At 43.7% G+C, this 17934-nt stretch carries 13 protein-coding genes and 1 tRNA gene; 9 read left to right on the forward strand and 5 right to left on the reverse strand.

What is annotated here, in order from left to right:
- Positions 1-679 precede the first annotated feature (679 nt).
- Positions 680-895 carry a hypothetical protein gene (locus Q0R52_RS28200; protein WP_295801723.1) on the forward strand — a complete coding sequence of 72 codons (216 nt, stop codon included), beginning with the start codon at positions 680-682 and terminating at the stop codon, positions 893-895.
- 8 nt (positions 896-903) lie between these two features.
- Here Q0R52_RS28200 and Q0R52_RS28205 read toward each other — a convergent pair whose 3' ends face one another.
- Both Q0R52_RS28205 and Q0R52_RS28210 read right to left on the reverse strand, forming a co-directional pair.
- On the reverse strand, positions 904-2130 hold the full coding sequence (locus Q0R52_RS28205) for a site-specific integrase (RefSeq protein WP_295801724.1): 1227 nt from the start codon (positions 2128-2130) through the stop codon (positions 904-906).
- Between the two features lie 191 nt (positions 2131-2321).
- Positions 2322-2412, reverse strand: a tRNA-Ser gene (locus Q0R52_RS28210).
- 474 nt (positions 2413-2886) lie between these two features.
- Between Q0R52_RS28210 and Q0R52_RS28215 the strand changes: the two genes are divergently transcribed.
- The 6 genes from Q0R52_RS28215 to Q0R52_RS28240 all read left to right on the forward strand — a co-directional run bounded on the left by Q0R52_RS28215 (position 2887) and on the right by Q0R52_RS28240 (position 8255).
- Entirely contained in the window at positions 2887-3732 is an 846-nt protein-coding gene (locus Q0R52_RS28215) for an SDR family oxidoreductase (protein WP_295801726.1), read from the forward strand.
- A gap of 165 nt (positions 3733-3897) precedes the next feature.
- Positions 3898-4869: a polyprenyl synthetase family protein gene (locus tag Q0R52_RS28220; RefSeq protein WP_252789003.1), complete on the forward strand. Its 972-nt coding sequence runs from the start codon at positions 3898-3900 to the stop codon at positions 4867-4869.
- Positions 4869-5921: a TerC/Alx family metal homeostasis membrane protein gene (locus Q0R52_RS28225; protein ID WP_295801731.1), complete on the forward strand. Its 1053-nt coding sequence runs from the start codon at positions 4869-4871 to the stop codon at positions 5919-5921. Before Q0R52_RS28220 ends, Q0R52_RS28225 begins: the two co-directional genes overlap by 1 nt.
- Before the next feature lie 101 nt (positions 5922-6022).
- Complete coding sequence (locus tag Q0R52_RS28230; protein ID WP_295801734.1) at positions 6023-6505, forward strand: group II truncated hemoglobin; 483 nt, start codon at positions 6023-6025, stop codon at positions 6503-6505.
- An 86-nt stretch (positions 6506-6591) separates the two neighbouring features.
- Positions 6592-7383 (forward strand): diadenylate cyclase CdaA, encoded by a 792-nt coding sequence (cdaA, locus tag Q0R52_RS28235; protein ID WP_252789000.1) that lies wholly within the window; start codon positions 6592-6594, stop codon positions 7381-7383.
- Between the two features lie 20 nt (positions 7384-7403).
- Positions 7404-8255, forward strand: a complete 852-nt coding sequence (locus Q0R52_RS28240) for a sterol desaturase family protein (protein ID WP_295801737.1) — start codon at positions 7404-7406, stop codon at positions 8253-8255.
- Here the strand turns inward: Q0R52_RS28240 and Q0R52_RS28245 are convergent.
- The 3 genes from Q0R52_RS28245 to Q0R52_RS28255 form a co-directional block, all read right to left on the reverse strand.
- Complete coding sequence (locus Q0R52_RS28245) at positions 8215-8628, reverse strand: hypothetical protein (protein ID WP_295801739.1); 414 nt, start codon at positions 8626-8628, stop codon at positions 8215-8217. The genes Q0R52_RS28240 and Q0R52_RS28245 overlap by 41 nt on opposite strands.
- Before the next feature lie 196 nt (positions 8629-8824).
- Positions 8825-11320 carry a M1 family aminopeptidase gene (locus tag Q0R52_RS28250; RefSeq protein ID WP_295801741.1) on the reverse strand — a complete coding sequence of 832 codons (2496 nt, stop codon included), beginning with the start codon at positions 11318-11320 and terminating at the stop codon, positions 8825-8827.
- Positions 11321-11407: 87 nt separating this feature from the next.
- The gene (locus Q0R52_RS28255) at positions 11408-12688 is read right to left on the reverse strand and encodes an amidohydrolase family protein (RefSeq protein ID WP_295801744.1); all 1281 of its coding nucleotides are present in this window, start codon (positions 12686-12688) and stop codon (positions 11408-11410) included.
- A 297-nt stretch (positions 12689-12985) separates the two neighbouring features.
- Here Q0R52_RS28255 and Q0R52_RS28260 point away from each other — a divergent pair, with 297 nt between their 5' ends.
- Together Q0R52_RS28260 and Q0R52_RS28265 are read left to right on the forward strand one after the other, a co-directional pair.
- The gene (locus tag Q0R52_RS28260) at positions 12986-15352 is read left to right on the forward strand and encodes an ABC transporter permease (RefSeq protein WP_295801746.1); all 2367 of its coding nucleotides are present in this window, start codon (positions 12986-12988) and stop codon (positions 15350-15352) included.
- 73 nt (positions 15353-15425) lie between these two features.
- Positions 15426-17798 carry an ABC transporter permease gene (locus Q0R52_RS28265; RefSeq protein WP_295801748.1) on the forward strand — a complete coding sequence of 791 codons (2373 nt, stop codon included), beginning with the start codon at positions 15426-15428 and terminating at the stop codon, positions 17796-17798.
- Positions 17799-17934: the final 136 nt, after the last annotated feature.

Below are 17934 nucleotides of genomic sequence, written 5' to 3' on the forward strand. Positions count from 1 at the left end.
AGTTGATCCAAATATTGGTTGCGGTCATTTTTGCTGTTTAGACTTTCTAACACGTATCCGCTATGATTTTTATTTTGTCTGTGAATTAGCTAGGTAATTGGAGCTTATCAAATGATCAGGTAACGACGGGCGCCTCCGCCTCCCGGCGGACCGGGTCATCCGCTGTATCTGCTTTGCAGGATGCCGCTGCTCCCCCTGGCGCTTTGGCCCTGCCGGAAATCAGCTTCATGCATTCGCTGCCGTAAACTCGGCTCATTTATTCCAGCCGTTTTCCCGGCCCCGCAGCAAGAGCCTGCCCGGCGGAAGTGACGGGCCGAAGGCTAAATTTCACTCCCGCTCCGCTGACGTTCAATTTCCCGCACTCCCTCCAGGCAGGCACTTGGCTTTCCTCTGATAAGACTATGAATATTAATTTATGGCTACAGCTTTTTTCAAAAAAACGAAAAAAAGAGCCGCAAAGGTTGTGTCCGCAGCTGGCAGTCAAGGCCATGCACAGTGACGCTAAAAAATCTCCACCCTTCGGGTAGTATTTTTTGCGTCAGCCTTGTCTGCCAGCCGCTATGGACACCCTTGTTTGGGCTTTCTTTTTTTCCTTTTTCTTTTGAAAAAAAGCTTTCAGGGGACAGGGACGAAAGAGAAAAGAATTAACAGATTTTTTACTCTTAAAACCCATTAAAAAATGGAATTTCAAAATGACAACGGCACAGCTACCAAAAACGGAGTGGCCACAGCGGACAAAATCAATGTTGCACAAAACGGAGCAGCCAAAACCAACAGCGCCACAAACGGCAAAGTAAACCACGCCAACGGAAAAGCCGAAGAAAAACCGGAACCGGCTAAAAGCGAACCCGCGAAAACACCCGAACCTTGCTCGAAAAGGCGTTCAATAAATTGATATCCTGGTTAGGAATTTTGGTCCAATCTTTCACTTAATTTGGCCATATCCTTACTTACTTGGATATCGAGAATTTTTGCATAATGCTGCGTTGTGCGAATATTTTTGTGCCCCAGCATTTTAGAAACTGTTTCGATTGGAACGCCATTTGAAAGCGTGACAGTTGTTGCAAAAGTATGGCGTGCAGTATGATAAGTAAAAGGTTTTTCAATTCCGCAGATGTCCGCAATCTCCTTTAAATATGCGTTCATTTTTTGATTGCTTAAAACTGGAAGTAATCGGTCACTACTAATGCACTGCGGATGATTTTCGTAAGAGGAAAGAATAGATAATGGTACTTGCAGCAATGGAATCCTTGACGCGGTGTCAGTTTTCTGCCTATTTGTATAAATCCATTGTTTTCCATCGATTCCCGTTGTTACTTCCGACCGTTTTAATTTATTTACATCCACATATGCTAAACCCGTATAACAACTGAAAAGAAATGTATCCCGAACCTGCTTAAGCCTTTCATTTTCGAATTGCTTTTTTTCGATTCGCATAAGCTCATCGTGAGTAAGAAAGGCAGGGGTCACTTCTGTCAATCTCGTTTTATACGTAATAAAAGGATCCTTATTAATCCAACCATTGTTTAAGCATATCCGAACTATTTTTTTAAAGTTTTTTAAATATTTGACAGCTGTATTATTGCAGCAGTTTCTTTCAGATCTCAGAAAAAAATCATACGATGATATAAAATCATGGTCTATTTTTCCTATTTCGATATCCTTTGCTTTATAATGCCAGTTTATAAAGTCGATAGTATGTCTAAGACTGGTTGTGTAGCGCTCTAGTGTGCCGGCTGCATATTGTTTTCCGACTAGTGCTGCTATTCTCCAATTGTGTTCTTTAAAAACAGGAATCAATGTTCGAGGCTCATCGATTTCTGGCTTGCCAAACAGGCGATCCTTTAACGTATCCGCAGTTATTGGCAATCTGGCTTCCATCATTGAATGATGCGCCGCAAAGACTAATTGTTCCAGGGTTTTCAAATACATATTAAATATTCTTGCGTCTTCAGTCGTGCCGGTCATTTTTTGAGATTTCGAATTCCATCGGCTGGCTGTGACATAACGCTTTGTGGAAAATTCTACTCTACTGCCATCAATAGTAATTCTTAAATAAATTGGAGCGGTTCCATTGGCTAGAGTTTTGGTCTTTTTTAAATTGAAATTGATACAAATTGTACTGATCATCGCTTTGCTGTAAAAGGTTAACTAATAGACTTTTATGGTGCTTAGCGAGACCTAAAGTTAGCGGTACCAAATAGGTCTCGCAAGAGGTCTCGATCAGATTGAGAAATTATGGTCGAATTTGGATAGCTTATAAAGCAAAAACGCCTAAAATCATAGATTTTAAGCGTTTTTAACCGTCTATAAAGACTACTTGGCGGAGAGGGAGGGATTCGAACCCTCGATACCCTTTTGAAGTATACACACTTTCCAGGCGTGCTCTTTCGACCACTCAGACACCTCTCCGGATTTGGATTGCAAAGGTAAAATAATATTGCTTTTATTATTAAATAAAAAAGCGCCCAGGGCAAAAACCCCGGACGCGTCATGAAAACTTAACCTATACAAAAACTATAATCACTATTTTTTAAGTCTTGAGTCTTGAGCCGGAAGTCTAAAGTCAAAAAACGACTCAAGACTATCTACTACAGACTTTGGACTAATTATCTTACGCGGTCGTTATGTTTGATGCGATAAATTGCACGACTGTAATCTTTCTTAATTAGTGTTGTTGTAGTAATAGAGTGGTTTTATGATAAAAGGTTTAATCAGGGTGTGGATTTCATGCTTGCTGGTTACATAACTGAAAGCCAGCAACGGACGTGTCGGTTAATCGCTGTTTGAAAATCTTATTTTTTTTTATTGTTGTTAACGTGCGTTTAATTGTAGCAGTAACTTTGAATGAGCGGATTTTTCGCATATTTAGAATTTAAATAACCCATGGAGAAAAAATCAATAAGCGTAGTAGTAGTTATTGGCGCGGGCTCAATCGGCCAGGCAATTGCACGGCGTGTAAGTGCAGGAAAGCATATACTATTAGCCGACCTGCGCCAGGAAAACAGCAATGCAGCCGCAAAAACACTTAGCGAAGCCGGTTTTGATGTTAGCACTGCGATTGTGGACGTATCGAGCCGGGAATCCGTACTTGCATTGATTGAAACAGCGACAGCAATTGGAGGCATTACCGGTCTTATCCACGCTGCGGGCGTTTCGCCTTCACAGGCATCGCCGTCAACAATACTTAAGGTCGATTTGTATGGCACAGCGCTTATACTAGAAGAATTCGGTAAAGTTATACAAAGCGGTGGTTCGGGTGTGGTAATTGCTTCACAATCGGGGCATCGGCTGCCGGCGCTAACGCCGGAGCAGGATAAGGCCCTTGCAACCACGCCTGTAGAACAGCTATTGTCTCTTCCTTTGGTTCAACCCGATCAGGTTAAAGATTCGCTGCACGCCTATCAGTTATCAAAAAGGGGAAACTCCTTGCGGGTAATGGCCGAAGCTGTGAAATGGGGTAAACGGGGCGCACGCATCAACACCATTAGCCCCGGGATAATTATTACCCCACTTGCAAAGGACGAACTGTCCGGTCCACGGGGTGATGGATACCGGCGGATGATAAATCTTTCTGCCGTAGGCCGCGCCGGCACCCCCGACGAGGTAGGGGCAGTTGGCGCTTTATTAATGGGCCAGGATGGAGCATTTATTACGGGCAGCGATTTTTTGATGGACGGAGGTGTTACCTCTGCTTATTTGTACGGCGAACTGGCACCGAAAGCTGAGTAGTTCATGGTTGATAGTTTATGGTTCATAGTTCATAGCCGGAAATGCAGTTGCAGTAGCAGCAGGGCCGAATTGCCAATTGCAGCTACCATGAACCATGAACTATCAACCATGAACCAACTACGAACTTTTTCCTTATGTTTGCACCTGTAAAAAGCGTGTAACTGAATGTTGAGCATCAACGAGATTAAAAAACCTATTGCGGCTGAAATTGATGTTTTTGAAGGCAAGTTTAAGGCGTCGATGCAAAGTTCGGTACCGCTGCTCGACCGCATTACCCATTACATTGTAAAACGCAAGGGCAAGCAGATACGGCCGATGTTCGTTTTTTTTTCAGCCAGTATTTGCGGGGGGATTAATGAATCTACCCACCGGGGCGCCGCACTTGTTGAACTGCTGCACACAGCTACATTGATTCATGATGATGTGGTTGATAACTCTTATCAACGCCGCAGTTTTTTCTCTATCAACGCTTTATGGAAAAATAAGATAGCCGTTTTGGTGGGCGATTTCCTGCTTTCCAAAGGCTTGTTGTTGTCCATGAAGCACGATGACTACCGCTTTTTAAAAATAGTATCAACTGCCATGGAGCAGATGATTGAGGGCGAACTGTTACAGGTTGAGAAAGTGCGCCGGATGGATATTGAAGAAAAGGTTTATTACGAGGTGATACGCCAGAAAACGGCCAGCCTTATCGCCAGTTGCTGCGAATGTGGCGCTGCATCGGCTGGGGCTAACGACGAGACTATAGAGAAGATGCGCCTGTTTGGCGAGAAAATCGGCATCGCCTTCCAGATAAAGGATGATATGTTCGATTTTGGTACCGACGACGTTGGCAAGCCGCTTGGCATCGATATAAAAGAAAAAAAAGTTACCCTGCCGCTTATATACTCGCTCAACAACAGCAAAAGCGATGTTAAGAAGCAAATGATAAACCTGGTTAAAAACCACAACGACGACCCCGAAAAAATAGCCCGAATCATCAGTTTTGTAAAAGAAACCGGTGGCCTGCAATATGCCGAAACACAAATGAAAAAGTACCAGGACGAAGCGTTTGCTATATTGAATACATTCCCTGACGGCGAATCGCGCCGGAGCCTTGAGCAACTGGTACGTTTTACTACCGAACGCAATAAATAATGAGCAGCGAATTAATTTTTATATCGGCGTTTATTGCATTCATTTTAATAATGCTATCGCTCGACCTTGGCCTTTTTGCCAAAACCGATAAGGCCGTAAGCTTGAAACAGGCAGGTATCATGAGCGCTGTTTGGGTAACGCTGGCGCTGATATTTTATGGGTTGATTTTGCAATTCGGCCACCTGTTGCACCATGTTGACAGCTTTACAGCGTTGCAACAGATAAATGAGAAAAACTTTCATCACCTTAAGCTAATCCCCGGCAACCTGGCTGGTGGCCTCGAACTATATCGCAAAAATCTCGGCCTGGAATTTATCACAGGTTATGTGGTCGAGTATGCGCTATCGGTTGATAATATTTTTGTAATGGTGCTGGTGTTTACCGCTTTTGGCGTTAGTCCGAGGCATTACCATAAAGTGCTTTTTTGGGGGATATTGGGTGCGGTGCTGATGCGGTTTGCATTTATTTTCCTGGGTTCCACACTAATCTCGCACTTTCACTGGGTACTATACATTTTCGGCGCCTTCTTGGTTTACACCGGCGTTACCATGTTTATTAACCGCAACCAGGAAGACGAAATTGACCCCGAGAACCACAGAGTCGTAAAATTTGCATCCAAATACTTTGCCGTTCACCCGCAGTTTGAAGGGAGCAAGTTCTTCGTAAAAATCGACCACAAAAAACTAATCACACCGTTGTTTTTGGTGCTTATTATCATTGAGGTTACCGATTTGGTTTTTGCGGTGGATTCCATCCCTGCGATATTTTCTATAACCAAGGATCCTTATATTGTTTTCTTTTCAAACATATTTGCCATACTGGGTTTGCGCTCTATGTTCTTCCTGTTGGTTAACATTATCGATAAATTCCATTACCTGAAGGTTGGCTTATCCATTTTGCTGGCGTTTATTGGCCTTAAGATGCTTGCTGCGGAATATGTAGACGCAATTGGCTTAACCACCGGCCGCTCCTTGCTGATTATCCTGGCTATTTTGGTGATTAGTGTGGCTTCTTCACTTATATTTCCAAAGAAAGAGGGATTAAAGGCTTAGCCAGAAGCTAAAAGATATGAGATTTAGGTTACAAAAGTTTCTGTCTGACGTTACGCGCTTTTTCTATTTTCGGACTAAATTTACCACAAATCTTTATTCCGATGGCAGAGAACAATGCAACTCCAATTCCCACACTTTACGAGTGGGCCGGCGGTATGCCGGTTTTTGAGACGCTTTTCGATAAATTTTACGATAAAGTTTTAGCCGACGATATACTTGAACCGGTTTTCAAGCATATGTCGCCACAGCATCGGCTGCATGTGGCCCATTTTGTGGCGGAAGTGTTAGGCGGGCCCAAAGTTTACAGCGAAAGCGAGGGCGACCATTTCCGCATGATACAAAAGCACCTTCAAAAATACCTTACCGAGACTCACCGCAAACGCTGGATGGAACTGTTGCTGCAAACAGCCGACGAACTATCTCTGCCTTCCGACCCGGAATTTCGCTCGGCATTCCTCGCTTACCTGGAATGGGGCACCCGCATAGCGGTAATCAACTCAAACACAGCCGAAGTAACGGAAGACCCAAATGTACCCATGCCTCAATGGGGCTGGGGTGTACCCGGCGGACCGTTTATGGGATGATGTGCTGCTGAAAAAAGACCGTAAGTTATCTTTACTGACTTTACTGACTTTCCCGACTTTCGGACTAAATACCTAACTTCGCTTTTATGCAAGCGTTTGATTTTAAGCTTTTCAAGATAACACCCTTCTCCATTTTAGATATTGTACTGCTGGCCATAATTATATACCAGCTGTACAACCTGATTAGGGGGACAATCGCTGCTAATATTTTTATAGGGCTTGCGCTGATATACGTGCTGTATTTTATAGTGCCCGAAAGCAAAATGCCCCTGCTTGCGGGTATATTGAAAAAGGTGGCTGACGTTGGTATTATTGCGGTAATCGTCCTGTTTCAGCAGGAAATTCGACGTTTTCTACTGCTGGTGGGTAAAAATGCTTCGCTGCAGCGCAACAAAGCCTGGTGGCAGTATTTTTTCGGTAAGGCCCAAATTGAAAAAGATAACTATGCCCGTATCAAACCCATTATTGATGCTTGCAAGAGCTTGAAACAAACCCGTACCGGCGCGTTGATAGTTTTTGCCAAATATTACGATGAACAATTTTACCAAAACAGTTGCGAAATGATTGAGGCCAAAATATCAAAGCGTTTGCTGGAAAGTATTTTTCAAAAAAGCAGTCCGCTGCATGACGGCGCGGTGGTGATTTCCGAAAATAAAATAAAATCGGCCAGCTGTATTTTACCGCTTACCGAGAAAACCGATCTGCCAACACAGTTTGGTTTGCGTCATCGTGCCGGTATTGGTGTAACGGAATCCAACGATGCCACGGCGATCATCGTATCCGAAGAAACCGGCGAAATATCATATGCCAAGCAAGGCCGTGTTAAAATGAACATCAGCTTTGCGGAGCTGGAGAAATTGTTGAATAAGGATTTTTGATTTTTAACGTTTAGTAAGATATGCAATCGCTATTATCATTCGATGCTTTAAAACTACTGCTGAACATAGCCGTGCGCTACCTGCTGTTTACGGGGTCGTTTTACCTGGTTTTTTATGTATGGAAAAATAAGCGGTACTGGGCCTCAAAAATTCAGCAGCGCTACCCGGAAAAACAGCACATTTTTCGCGAAATAAAATATTCTTTCTTTACCGTACTGATATTTGGAGTGATAATAATGCTGACGGTAATAGCCGGTATGAAAGGGCTGACGCTGGTATATACGCCGTTTGATAAGTATGGCTACTTCTACTATTTTTTCAGCATCGTGCTGATGATACTAATGCATGATACTTATTTCTATTGGACGCATCGGCTGATGCACTGGAAGCCGATATTTAAATACGTGCATAAAGTACATCATTTGTCTATCAACCCAACACCTTTTGCGGCTTATGCTTTTCACCCGATTGAGGCCGTCGTTGAGGTAGGCATTATCCCGTTGATAGCTTTCACCATTCCTCGCCATGCCACAACTATAGTTATTTTCGGATTATACTCGTTGCTGCTGAACGTAGCCGGGCATTTGGGTTACGAACTTTTCCCAAAAGGGTTTGCCAGCCACATGCTGTTTAAATGGCACAACACATCCACGCATCATAACATGCACCACCGGCTAGTGAAATGCAATTATGGCCTTTATTTTAACTTTTGGGATAGGGTTATGCACACCAACCATCCCACTTATGAGACAAGTTTTGATGAGGTAGTTGAACAACGTGAGCAGGGAAAACTTATCCGCGAGGCGCAAAAAAAATCAGGCGCACATGTTGTTACTTTACAGGAGCAGGGGAAAGTGCTGCCGGAAGTCTAAAGGTAGGCAAACTCTTGAAGAATTGCTGATTGACGATACCGTTGTCGGAATTTGCCGATTTAACAGGCATTTTATCATATCCATCTAATCGTGCAACCGGCATTTTTGAGTTCCCCGGTAAAACTACAACCGGCATATTGTTGGAGAAATACAGATTGTTTAACGAAGCCTGGGCGTCTGTTTTATCAACGTATAAAGCCAGCGCCTGGTCTGCTTTCAGACCTGATGTCAACTGTTTCCAGGAGTTGTTTTGAGCTTTAATTGAATTGTTTATGGATGCCAAAATACTATCGGCAGGATTAACCTTTACCTGCTGTGCCTTTAGCTGGTAGGCACTCCCGAATAATATAAAAGCAATTATTATTTTTTTCATAACGATTTAATTTAGGTGCAACGTAGAGGCGCGATACTTCGCGTCTTAACCACGCATGCAAAACAAATTTAGAGAAACGAAATGTTAAATCACGTTAATTCTCATACGGAAAATGTTAAAAAAAACAGCCGGCCCCTTTCGAAACCGGCTGCTTTAATAAAGACGCCCCGATGTATCGGGGCGTCTTTATTAAATACTACTTTGCGTCATTTACCGCTTTGACGGCTTCATCAGCAGCTTTTGCTGAGGCGGTATCATTCAGTTTTTCGCGCTGGCCTTTAATGGTGGTTAGTAAACCGGTAACAAATGGGCCAACGCCAAATTGTTTGTATTTAATACCCAAATCCTTAAGGGCACTGATGCCTTGCTGCGCATATTCAGGCTTATCAACGCGACCTGTCATTGCTGCAAAGCTGCGGGTTAGGCCAAACTTATTCTGCGGCCCAGCGTCCATATATTTTTTGTAGATATATGGCCATTGCTCGCTGGTGCCGTTCAGGGCATAAGTATTCACAATAGCCTGGCTAAGTGCGCCTTTGTTGTCGGCCTCAAAACCTTTGGCTATGGTTAACGATTGTGCCGGGTCAATCAAAGCAATTGCATTTAAGGCAGCAGCCTGCACAGCGTACGATTGACTGGTTAATGCCTGCTGAAACAGCGCCATATTGCCTGATGCCTTTAAAGCACCAAGTTTGGCTAAGGCCGCCGCACGCACCAATGTGTTTTCGTCGGTCTGTGCTAACGAAACCAATACCGGCAATGCTGCATTATGTATATCATCGTTGCTCATGTTTAACGCCCTGATGGCACGAATGCGCAAACCATAATATTTATCCTTTAAAGCAGCGATCATTACTTTTTGTCCGACCTTGTCGCTTTGGTGGTTACCCGCGAAAGTTATGGCTTCCAGGCGGTCCATAAATAATGGCGCATTAAAGTACTGGAACGCAAATTCGTCAAGAGTTTTGTCGTCGGTTTTTTTGGTAAGTAAAGTTTTATCAGCGTCAACATTTACCAAATCGGGCTTGGTTGCCGATTGGAAATTAAGCGTATCCGCCTTATCGTTCATCCAAACTTTGTACCTGTTCTTTTTACCGCCGGCGTAAATGTCAATAGCCATTGGTAGTTTAAATGTTTGGCCTTCCTGGGTTTGTGCTAAGTAAACAGTTTCTGTTTTGGTAGCATCATCATATTTGTAGCTTATTTTTAGCTCCGGGTGACCAGCACCATAATACCATTGGTTAAAAAACCAGGTAAGGTCGCGCCCGCTCACTTGCTCAAGGGCCAAACGCAGTTGGTGCGGTTCGCCTTCTTTGTAAGCGTTGGTTTTCAGGTATAACCCTAAACCTTTGTAAAAAGCCTCTTTACCCAAGTAGTTGCGCAACATGTTTAAAATGCGGCCGCCTTTTTGGTAGGTTACAACGTCAAAAACGTCCTCTTTGTCAACATAGTGAAAGCGAACCAGGTTTTTGCCTTTAGCATCAGGCGAGCCCAGGTAGTTTTGCATCGCATCGTTACTGTGCGAATCGGCTTCATCCTGGCCGTATTTGTGCTCGGCCCAAAGCATTTCGCTGAAGTCGGCAAATGATTCATTTACGGTAAGGTTGCTCCAGCTTTCGGCAGTAACCAAATCGCCAAACCATTGGTGGAAAAGCTCGTGCGCGATGGTGCTGCGGCCGGCATCATAGTTGGCATCAATCAGTTCGCGCGGGGTTTCCTGCACGTACTCGCCATGTAAGGTCGCCGAAGTATTTTCCATCGCACCGCTCACGTAGTCACGTACCACAATCTGCGAGTACTTGGCCCATGGATAATCAACACCAAGGGTTTTTGAATAAAACTCAATCAGCTCCGGCGTCATGCCGAAAATCTGCTTGGCATAAGGGGCGTATTTAGGCTCCAGGTAATAGCTAACTTCTTTATCACGCCATTTATCTTTATAAATTTTAAAATCGCCAACGGCCATCATAAACAGGTATGGTGAGTGTGGCAGATCCTGTTTCCAGGTATCGGTACGTGTGCCATCGCCGTTAACTTTTTGCGATACCAGTTTACCGTTTGATAGTGTTACATATTTATTCAGCACGGTCATGCTGATTTCGTCTGTAGTTTTTTGTTCCGACAAATCAATAGTAGGGAACCAGCACGATGAACCGGTAGTTTCGCCTTGTGTCCAAATCTGGATCGGCTTATCTTTTTCGGTGCCATCGGGATTAATAAAGTATAGCCCTTTTGCATCGTTTATAGCTGCGCTACCCTTAATATGCAATTGATTTGGCTTTGCAGTATAATCAATGTAGATGGTATAGCTTTCAGTACTATGATAAACTTTGTCCAGTTGGATAGCCACGGTAAGACTATCGTCATACCTGAACTTCAGCGGCACATTTTTGCCATTTTTTACAATGGCTATGGTTTTAAGGTCCATACCTTTAGCGTCGAGCCTTAAGGTATCAGTTGGGTAAAAATGCGGCTTCAAAGTAACCCATTCTTTGCCATACAGGAAGCGTTTTTTATAATCGAAACGCACGTCAAGTTTGGTGTGCACCAAATCGTTAATTTTTGGCGGTGTTTCGCGGTAAATTTTCATTGCCGGGTCTTCCGGTTTGGTAGCCTGTGCATTTACCCCCGTTGCAGCAAGCCCAACAAACAGGCCCGAAAGGATAAATGGTGATAGTTTTTTAAAATTCATGGTTATTTATTTGTATAGGTTTTTTGTTCTTTTAATAAGATACACAATGCATTACGTATCTACTTTGTTTGCGTATTTAGGTTAATATTATTGTAAGTATATTTTTCCGTCCTTCATTATAAAGGCCATATGTTGCATTACTTTAATGTCTTGCAGTGGGTCGCCGTCAACGGCCACAATGTCGGCAAGTTTACCTTTTTCAACGCTGCCCAGTTTATCGCTTACGCCCAGCAAATCGGCGGCGCTGGTGGTTGCAGCTTTTATGGCCTCCATTGGCGGCATTCCGGCCTCAACCATGTACTCAAATTCCTTGGCGTTTTTTCCATGGGCGTACACACCGGCATCGGTGCCGAACGCTATTTTTACACCCGCCTTGTAGGCCTTTCCAAATGTTTGCTGTATCACTGTGCCAACTTCCATCGCCTTACGCGCAATAACGGGCGGAAAATAGCCGCTTATTTTTGCAGAATCAGCAACCGATTTCCCGGCAATGATGGTAGGTACCAAATAAGTCCCGTATTTTTTTGCCAGCTCCATATCTTCCTCGTTCATGAAGGTGCCATGCTCAATTGAAGTAACCCCGCCAAGTATGGCCCTTTTGATCCCTTCGGCGCCGTGAGCATGGCAGGCCACGCGCAGGCCGTAATCTTTGGCAGTTTCAACCACAGCTTTTATTTCATCTACCGAAAACTCGGCGCCCGAGCTGTTTTCGCTCAAATCAAGTACGCCGCCGGTTGAGGCTATCTTGATAACATCCGATCCACGCTTAAACTGGAAACGCACCGCTTTTATCAATTCGTCGCGGCCGTCAGCAACGCCATCTTCCGGGCCCATTTTGTGGTTAAAGGCATCATCCCTGAATCCTACCGAATTATCCATGTGGCCGCCTGTGCCAGATATGGCCCTGCCTGCAGTAAATATCCTTGGACCGTCAACTTCGCCTTTTTGCACAGCCTTACGCAAGCTGATGTTTACGCCGCTGCCGCCCAAATCGCGCACAGTAGTAAAACCTGCCATCAGCGTACGTTTAGCGTATACCGCTGCTTTGTAAGCTATATCGGCATCGGTTAATGTAAAGCCTTCTATCAATGAATTTTTACTGCCCTGGCTTTCCAGGTGCACATGGCAATCAATAAGGCCGGGCATTACTGTTTTGTTTTTCAGGTCGATAACCTTGTCGCCGGCATTGCCGCTAACATAGCCTTTTTGGACGCCGGTTATCATGTTGCCATCAACAACTATCGTAACCTCGGTTTGCACCTTGCCGGCAATGCCGTCAATCAGTTTGCCACACTGGATATACGTGCGTTGAGCAAACGCAGCAGGGGCAATAAATAGCAGGAGAATAAAGTAAAAGTTCTTTATCATACGCGTTTAGGATAAATACGGGTCAGTTAATTTAAAGCTAAATTATAAAGTTTTTAACAATAAAGCTATGATAGGCTTGTATTCAAATATGTTACAACTCCCAAGCTTTTTATTTTTCGTGTGATATTGGCCCAACAGGTCAAAACCGCACGCAAACTGTTCGGATGCGAACATCTGTAGAAGTAAATATGTATTTTAAATGATTTATAATGAGTTGTTTATATAAATGGCATGTGTTTTATATTAATAGGTTCGGCTATGAACCATCCGCACGTGCGGAATTAACGATAAACTATTATGATACGAAACTATTTTAAAATTGCCTGGAGAAACATTACCAGGCATAAAGCCTATTCGTTTATTAATTTATCGGGACTGGCCATTGGTATGGCTTCAAGCATCCTGATATTGCTTTGGGTGCAGAACGAGTTAAGCTACGACCGCTTTCACAAAAACGCAGATCAAACTTATCGCATTACCTGCGACGCAAGCGGTTTTAAAGCAGCAGTAAACACAGCTGGCATGCCAGCCGGCTTGAAAGCGCAAATGCCCGAAATAAAAAATACGGTAAGGTTGAGCCACCTTTCGAGTAACTTGTTTGAAGCGGGGACACGGAAATTTGAGGAAAAGCGGGTTTTTTATGTTGATTCTACTTTTTTCCAGGTCTTCTCCTTCCAATTGGTTAAGGGCGATCCTTCAACAGCTTTAAACCGGGTTGATGGCGTGCTGCTTACGCAGGATATGGCAAAGAAATACTTTGGACAAGAAGATGCCATAGGCAAAGTGCTACGTAAAGACAACGGCAGTAATGTGGTGGTTACCGGTGTTTTGGCTAATATCCCTGCCAACTCTCACTTGCAGTTTGATTTTCTTTTGCCGATGTCGTCAATTGCTAAGGATGATTATGATTTGAAAACTAACACCTGGGGTAACTTTAATTATTACAGCTATGTGGTGCTTGATAAAAATTTCGTGTCTTCCCCTGAGTCACTCTTGCGTTTTAATAACAAGATGAATGCGATTTACAAAGCGCATCAACCCAATCAAAAAATAGTTTTTCAATTACAGCCTTTAACTTCAATCCATCTCGCAACCCCGTTGCAGGTAGATTTGGAAGGCCATGGAAATTCGCAATACGTCACCATTTTCTTTATCGTTGCCATTTTAATCCTCATAGTGGCCTGCATCAATTTCATGAACCTGGCTACTGCACGTTCAGCCCGCAGAGCAAGGGAAATAGGCTTGCGTAAAGTATCCGGCGCTATCCGCGGGCAGCTTATCCTCCAATTTTTAAGCGAATCTGTACTGATATCGTTTTTGGCTTTGCTGTTGGCATTGGCAATGGTATACCTGTTTTTACCGGTGTTTAACAACCTTGCGGATAAACAGCTTAACATTAATTTTTTAGATACAAAGCTTTGGTTAAGCCTGATCGGTATTGCTATACTTACGGGCTTTATTTCGGGCAGCTACCCTTTTTTGTTCCTCTCGGGCTTTAACCCTGTTAAAGTGCTTAAAGGCAATATGAAGTCGATGGGCGGTAACCTAACCTTTCGCAACACACTGGTTGTAATGCAATTTGTCGTCTCCATCCTGCTGCTTGTAGGCACAGTTACTATTTACAACCAGCTTAAATTTATCCAAAACCGTAACCCAGGTTTCGAGAAAGCTAACCTGCTGTATATGCCAATGAACGGCGATATGTGGAACAAACAACAGGCATTAAAAACCGAGCTGAAGCGTAACCCGCTTACGGCCAATTTTGCCGTTGTTAGTGATTTGCCCATCAACCTTATAGCCGGTACGCTTAATGTACAATGGGACGGGAAAGACCCAAAATCACAAATAGTTATCCCGTCGATGGATGTCAGCGAAGATTTTATTTCAGTATTTAAAATGAAGATATTGAAAGGGCGGGGCTTTTCAAACGCGTTTAAAACTGATTCTAACAAATATGTCGTTAACGAGAAGATGATTGCCGTAATTGGGCTTAGTAAGGATAATGCCATAGGCAAACCCCTGAAATTTCAGGGGATGAAAGGTAACATCATTGGAGTGGTGCAAGACTTTAATTTTAAGCCCATTCAACAATCTATTGAACCGCTGGTGCTACGGTTTAACCGTTATGGTGGCTACATCATCTTAAGGACTCAAGCCAAAACTACTGTGGCTACTATAAAAGCCCTTGAACAAATAAGCCGCAGTCTTAATCCCACCTATCCCTTTAAATATGATTTCCTGAACCAGGATTTGGCGCGGATGTACAGAGGCGAGCAAAAAATGGGCAGCATATTTAACCTGTTTGCAGGTTTAGCTATCTTTATTTCGTGTCTTGGTTTATATGGGTTGTCGGCATTTATGGCCGAGCAGCGCACGCGTGAGATAGGCGTGCGCAAGGTGTTGGGCGCTTCGCTGGTAAATATCGTTTATTTATTGTCGACAGGCTTTACAAGGCTGATCCTCATAGCCATAGTTATAGCTATACCAGTTTCGTGGTTTGCGGTTAACCATTGGCTGGAAGGCTTTGCCTATCATATCAGTATCGGCTGGGCCGTATTCGTTTTGTCCTCTCTGGCTGCATTAATTATTTCGTGGGTAACAGTTAGTTACGAATCTATAAAAGTAGCCATCGTTAACCCGATAAAGAGTTTGCGTTCCGAGTGATTAGGGACCAGAGACTAGTTGAAAAAAGAAACTCCGGCCATGATTTATTAACCATTAACTATAAACTAACAAAATGATACGAAACTATTTAAAAGTGGCCTGGCGTAACCTGGTGAGGAACAAGGCCCATACCTTTATAAACATGGCAGGCCTTTCGGTTGGGCTTGTTTGCAGTTTGCTTATTTTGCTTTGGGTGCAAAACGAGTTGGACGTTGATACGTTTCATAAAAACAATAAACGGTTGTTCAGCATCTACGAGCGCTTTTATTCGGAGCATAAAGCTATTGCAAGCTATGGTACATCAGGCATATTGGATACGCTTTTGAAAACAAATATTCCCGAAATTGAATACGCTTCGGCAATTGGTTTTAACGGGCAGCACATATTTAAGGTAGGCGATAAAATATTAAAACAGGCGGGCAACTCGGCCAACGAAGATTTTTTTAAAATGTTCAGTTATAAACTGTTGCAGGGCAACCCTAAAACCGCCCTCACTGCGCCCCTTGGAATAGCAATCTCCAGGAAAATGGCCGAAGATTTTTTCGGCAGCGCGCAAAACGCAATGGGGAAAACCATCCGGTATGATGATAAAAAAGACTTAAGCGTTACTGCGGTATTTGAAAACATCCCGGCAAACTCATCACGAAAGTTTGAATACCTAACCAATTGGGAATGGTTTCTGCAGGAAAATGAATGGGCCAGGCAAATTACTACCATTGGCCCCGGTGTGTTTATCCAGCTAAGAGAAAACGCGAACCCTGCACTGGTAGAAAAAAAGATTCTGCATTTAATGGACAAGTATAATGGCGACCAGCAAAAAGGGGCGCATTCAAACGAACTGGGTATGCAGCCATACAGCGAATTCTACCTGCACGGTAATTTTGTTGACGGGCAGTTGGAAGGCGGCCGCATAGGCTATGTTAACCTGTTCAGCATTGTCGCAGTTTTTATCTTACTGATAGCCTGTATCAATTTCATGAACCTGACCACTGCCCGTTCGGTTAAACGTGCACGCGAAATTGGCGTGCGTAAGGTAGTCGGCGCGGTGCGGGGCGTATTGATAAAACAATTTATAGGGGAGTCGGTACTGTTAACTTCGGTTGCCGTATTATTTGCGCTGTTTTTACTGGCATTGCTGCTGCCGTATTTTAATATTGTTACCCAAAAAAAAATTGACCTGCCGTTTAGCCAACCGCTGTTTTGGGTGAAACTGGTGTCAATTACTTTAATAACCGGTATAGTTTCTGGCAGTTACCCTGCGATATTTCTGTCGTCATTTAACCCGGTTAAAGTGTTAAAGGGCACTATGAAAATTGAATCGGGCAGTACCGTATTCCGTAAAGGGTTGGTGGTGTTCCAGTTTGTATTGTCTGTTATACTAATTATCGGCACGCTCATCATTTCCCGGCAGGTAAACTATATTCAATGCATCAACCTCGGTTACGACAAGGAAAACCTGGTTTATATGCCATTGGAAGGTACCCTGCCTGCCAAATTTGAAGTTTTTAAGGATGAGGCGTTACGGATGCCCGGTATTCAATCCGTCACCCGTATAACAACCACGCCCACCAATATTGAAACCAGCGACGGCGATACTGACTGGGATGGAAAAGACCCCAATTTAAACCTGCAGTTTACGCAGGCGGCAGTAGGATATAACTTTACCCAAACCATGAAATTGAAGTTGCTTAGCGGCAGGGATTATTCGAAGGTATTCCCCAGTGATACCACAGGGTTTTTGATTAACGAAGCTGCGGCAAAAAAAATAGGCTATGCTGACCCTGTGGGCAGGCGGTTAACATTCCGTCAAAGGCCGGGCAGGATTATCGGCGTTTTAAAGGATTTCCATTACAACTCTTTACATGAAGAAATCAGGCCAATGATTTTACGTTTTGGTGAACATCAGTCTTTCGGCAGTGCGCTAATCAGGACGCAACCGGGGAAAACAAAACAGGCAATAGCCAGTTTGCAAAACCTTTACCGGCAGTTAAACCCCAATTTCCAGTTTTCTTATACCTTCTCCGACGAAGAATATAAAAAATTATATAACGATGAGCAGGTGGTGAGCGACCTTTCGAACGCATTTGCCGTACTGGCCATTTTAATATCGTGCCTTGGCTTATTAGGCCTGGCAATGTTTACCGCCGAGCGGCGTATTAAGGAAATAGGTATCCGCAAAGTTTTGGGTGCCAGTGTGGGCTCGTTGTTTGCATTACTCTCAACAGAGTTTTTATCGCTGGTTGTTATTGCCATGTTAATCGCTATCCCGGTTGCTTGGTATGCCACCGATAAATGGCTGCAGACTTTCGCCTATCATACGCCCGTACAATGGTGGATGTTCGCCCTTTCGGGTGGATTGATAATACTGGTGGCCGTGGCAACGGTAAGCTTCCATGCAATTAAAGCTGCTTTGGTAAACCCGATAAAGAGTTTGCGTTCGGAGTGATCGCGGTTGCTATCGGAAGGCATCAAATCCTAGTCGCAGCTTGTAGCAACACAGGCTGCTTTTTTATATTTATTAAATTTTCGGCTGTAACTATATGTGTCAATTCACAGTCTTATCTTTAATCAAATGCTTATCA

The sequence above is a fragment of the Mucilaginibacter sp. genome (assembly GCF_025359345.1).
Taxonomy (GTDB): Bacteria; Bacteroidota; Bacteroidia; order Sphingobacteriales; family Sphingobacteriaceae; genus Mucilaginibacter.

Bases quoted from the DNA above. Each gene is read 5' to 3' on its own strand.
- Q0R52_RS28200 (WP_295801723.1), top strand. From the start codon at position 680: ATGGAATTTCAAAATGACAACGGCACAGCTACCAAAAACGGAGTGGCC.
- Q0R52_RS28205 (WP_295801724.1), bottom strand. From the start codon at position 2,130: ATGATCAGTACAATTTGTATCAATTTCAATTTAAAAAAGACCAAAACT.
- Q0R52_RS28215 (WP_295801726.1), top strand. From the start codon at position 2,887: ATGGAGAAAAAATCAATAAGCGTAGTAGTAGTTATTGGCGCGGGCTCA.
- Q0R52_RS28220 (WP_252789003.1), top strand. From the start codon at position 3,898: ATGTTGAGCATCAACGAGATTAAAAAACCTATTGCGGCTGAAATTGAT.
- Q0R52_RS28225 (WP_295801731.1), top strand. From the start codon at position 4,869: ATGAGCAGCGAATTAATTTTTATATCGGCGTTTATTGCATTCATTTTA.
- Q0R52_RS28230 (WP_295801734.1), top strand. From the start codon at position 6,023: ATGGCAGAGAACAATGCAACTCCAATTCCCACACTTTACGAGTGGGCC.
- cdaA (WP_252789000.1), top strand. From the start codon at position 6,592: ATGCAAGCGTTTGATTTTAAGCTTTTCAAGATAACACCCTTCTCCATT.
- Q0R52_RS28240 (WP_295801737.1), top strand. From the start codon at position 7,404: ATGCAATCGCTATTATCATTCGATGCTTTAAAACTACTGCTGAACATA.
- Q0R52_RS28245 (WP_295801739.1), bottom strand. From the start codon at position 8,628: ATGAAAAAAATAATAATTGCTTTTATATTATTCGGGAGTGCCTACCAG.
- Q0R52_RS28250 (WP_295801741.1), bottom strand. From the start codon at position 11,320: ATGAATTTTAAAAAACTATCACCATTTATCCTTTCGGGCCTGTTTGTT.
- Q0R52_RS28255 (WP_295801744.1), bottom strand. From the start codon at position 12,688: ATGATAAAGAACTTTTACTTTATTCTCCTGCTATTTATTGCCCCTGCT.
- Q0R52_RS28260 (WP_295801746.1), top strand. From the start codon at position 12,986: ATGATACGAAACTATTTTAAAATTGCCTGGAGAAACATTACCAGGCAT.
- Q0R52_RS28265 (WP_295801748.1), top strand. From the start codon at position 15,426: ATGATACGAAACTATTTAAAAGTGGCCTGGCGTAACCTGGTGAGGAAC.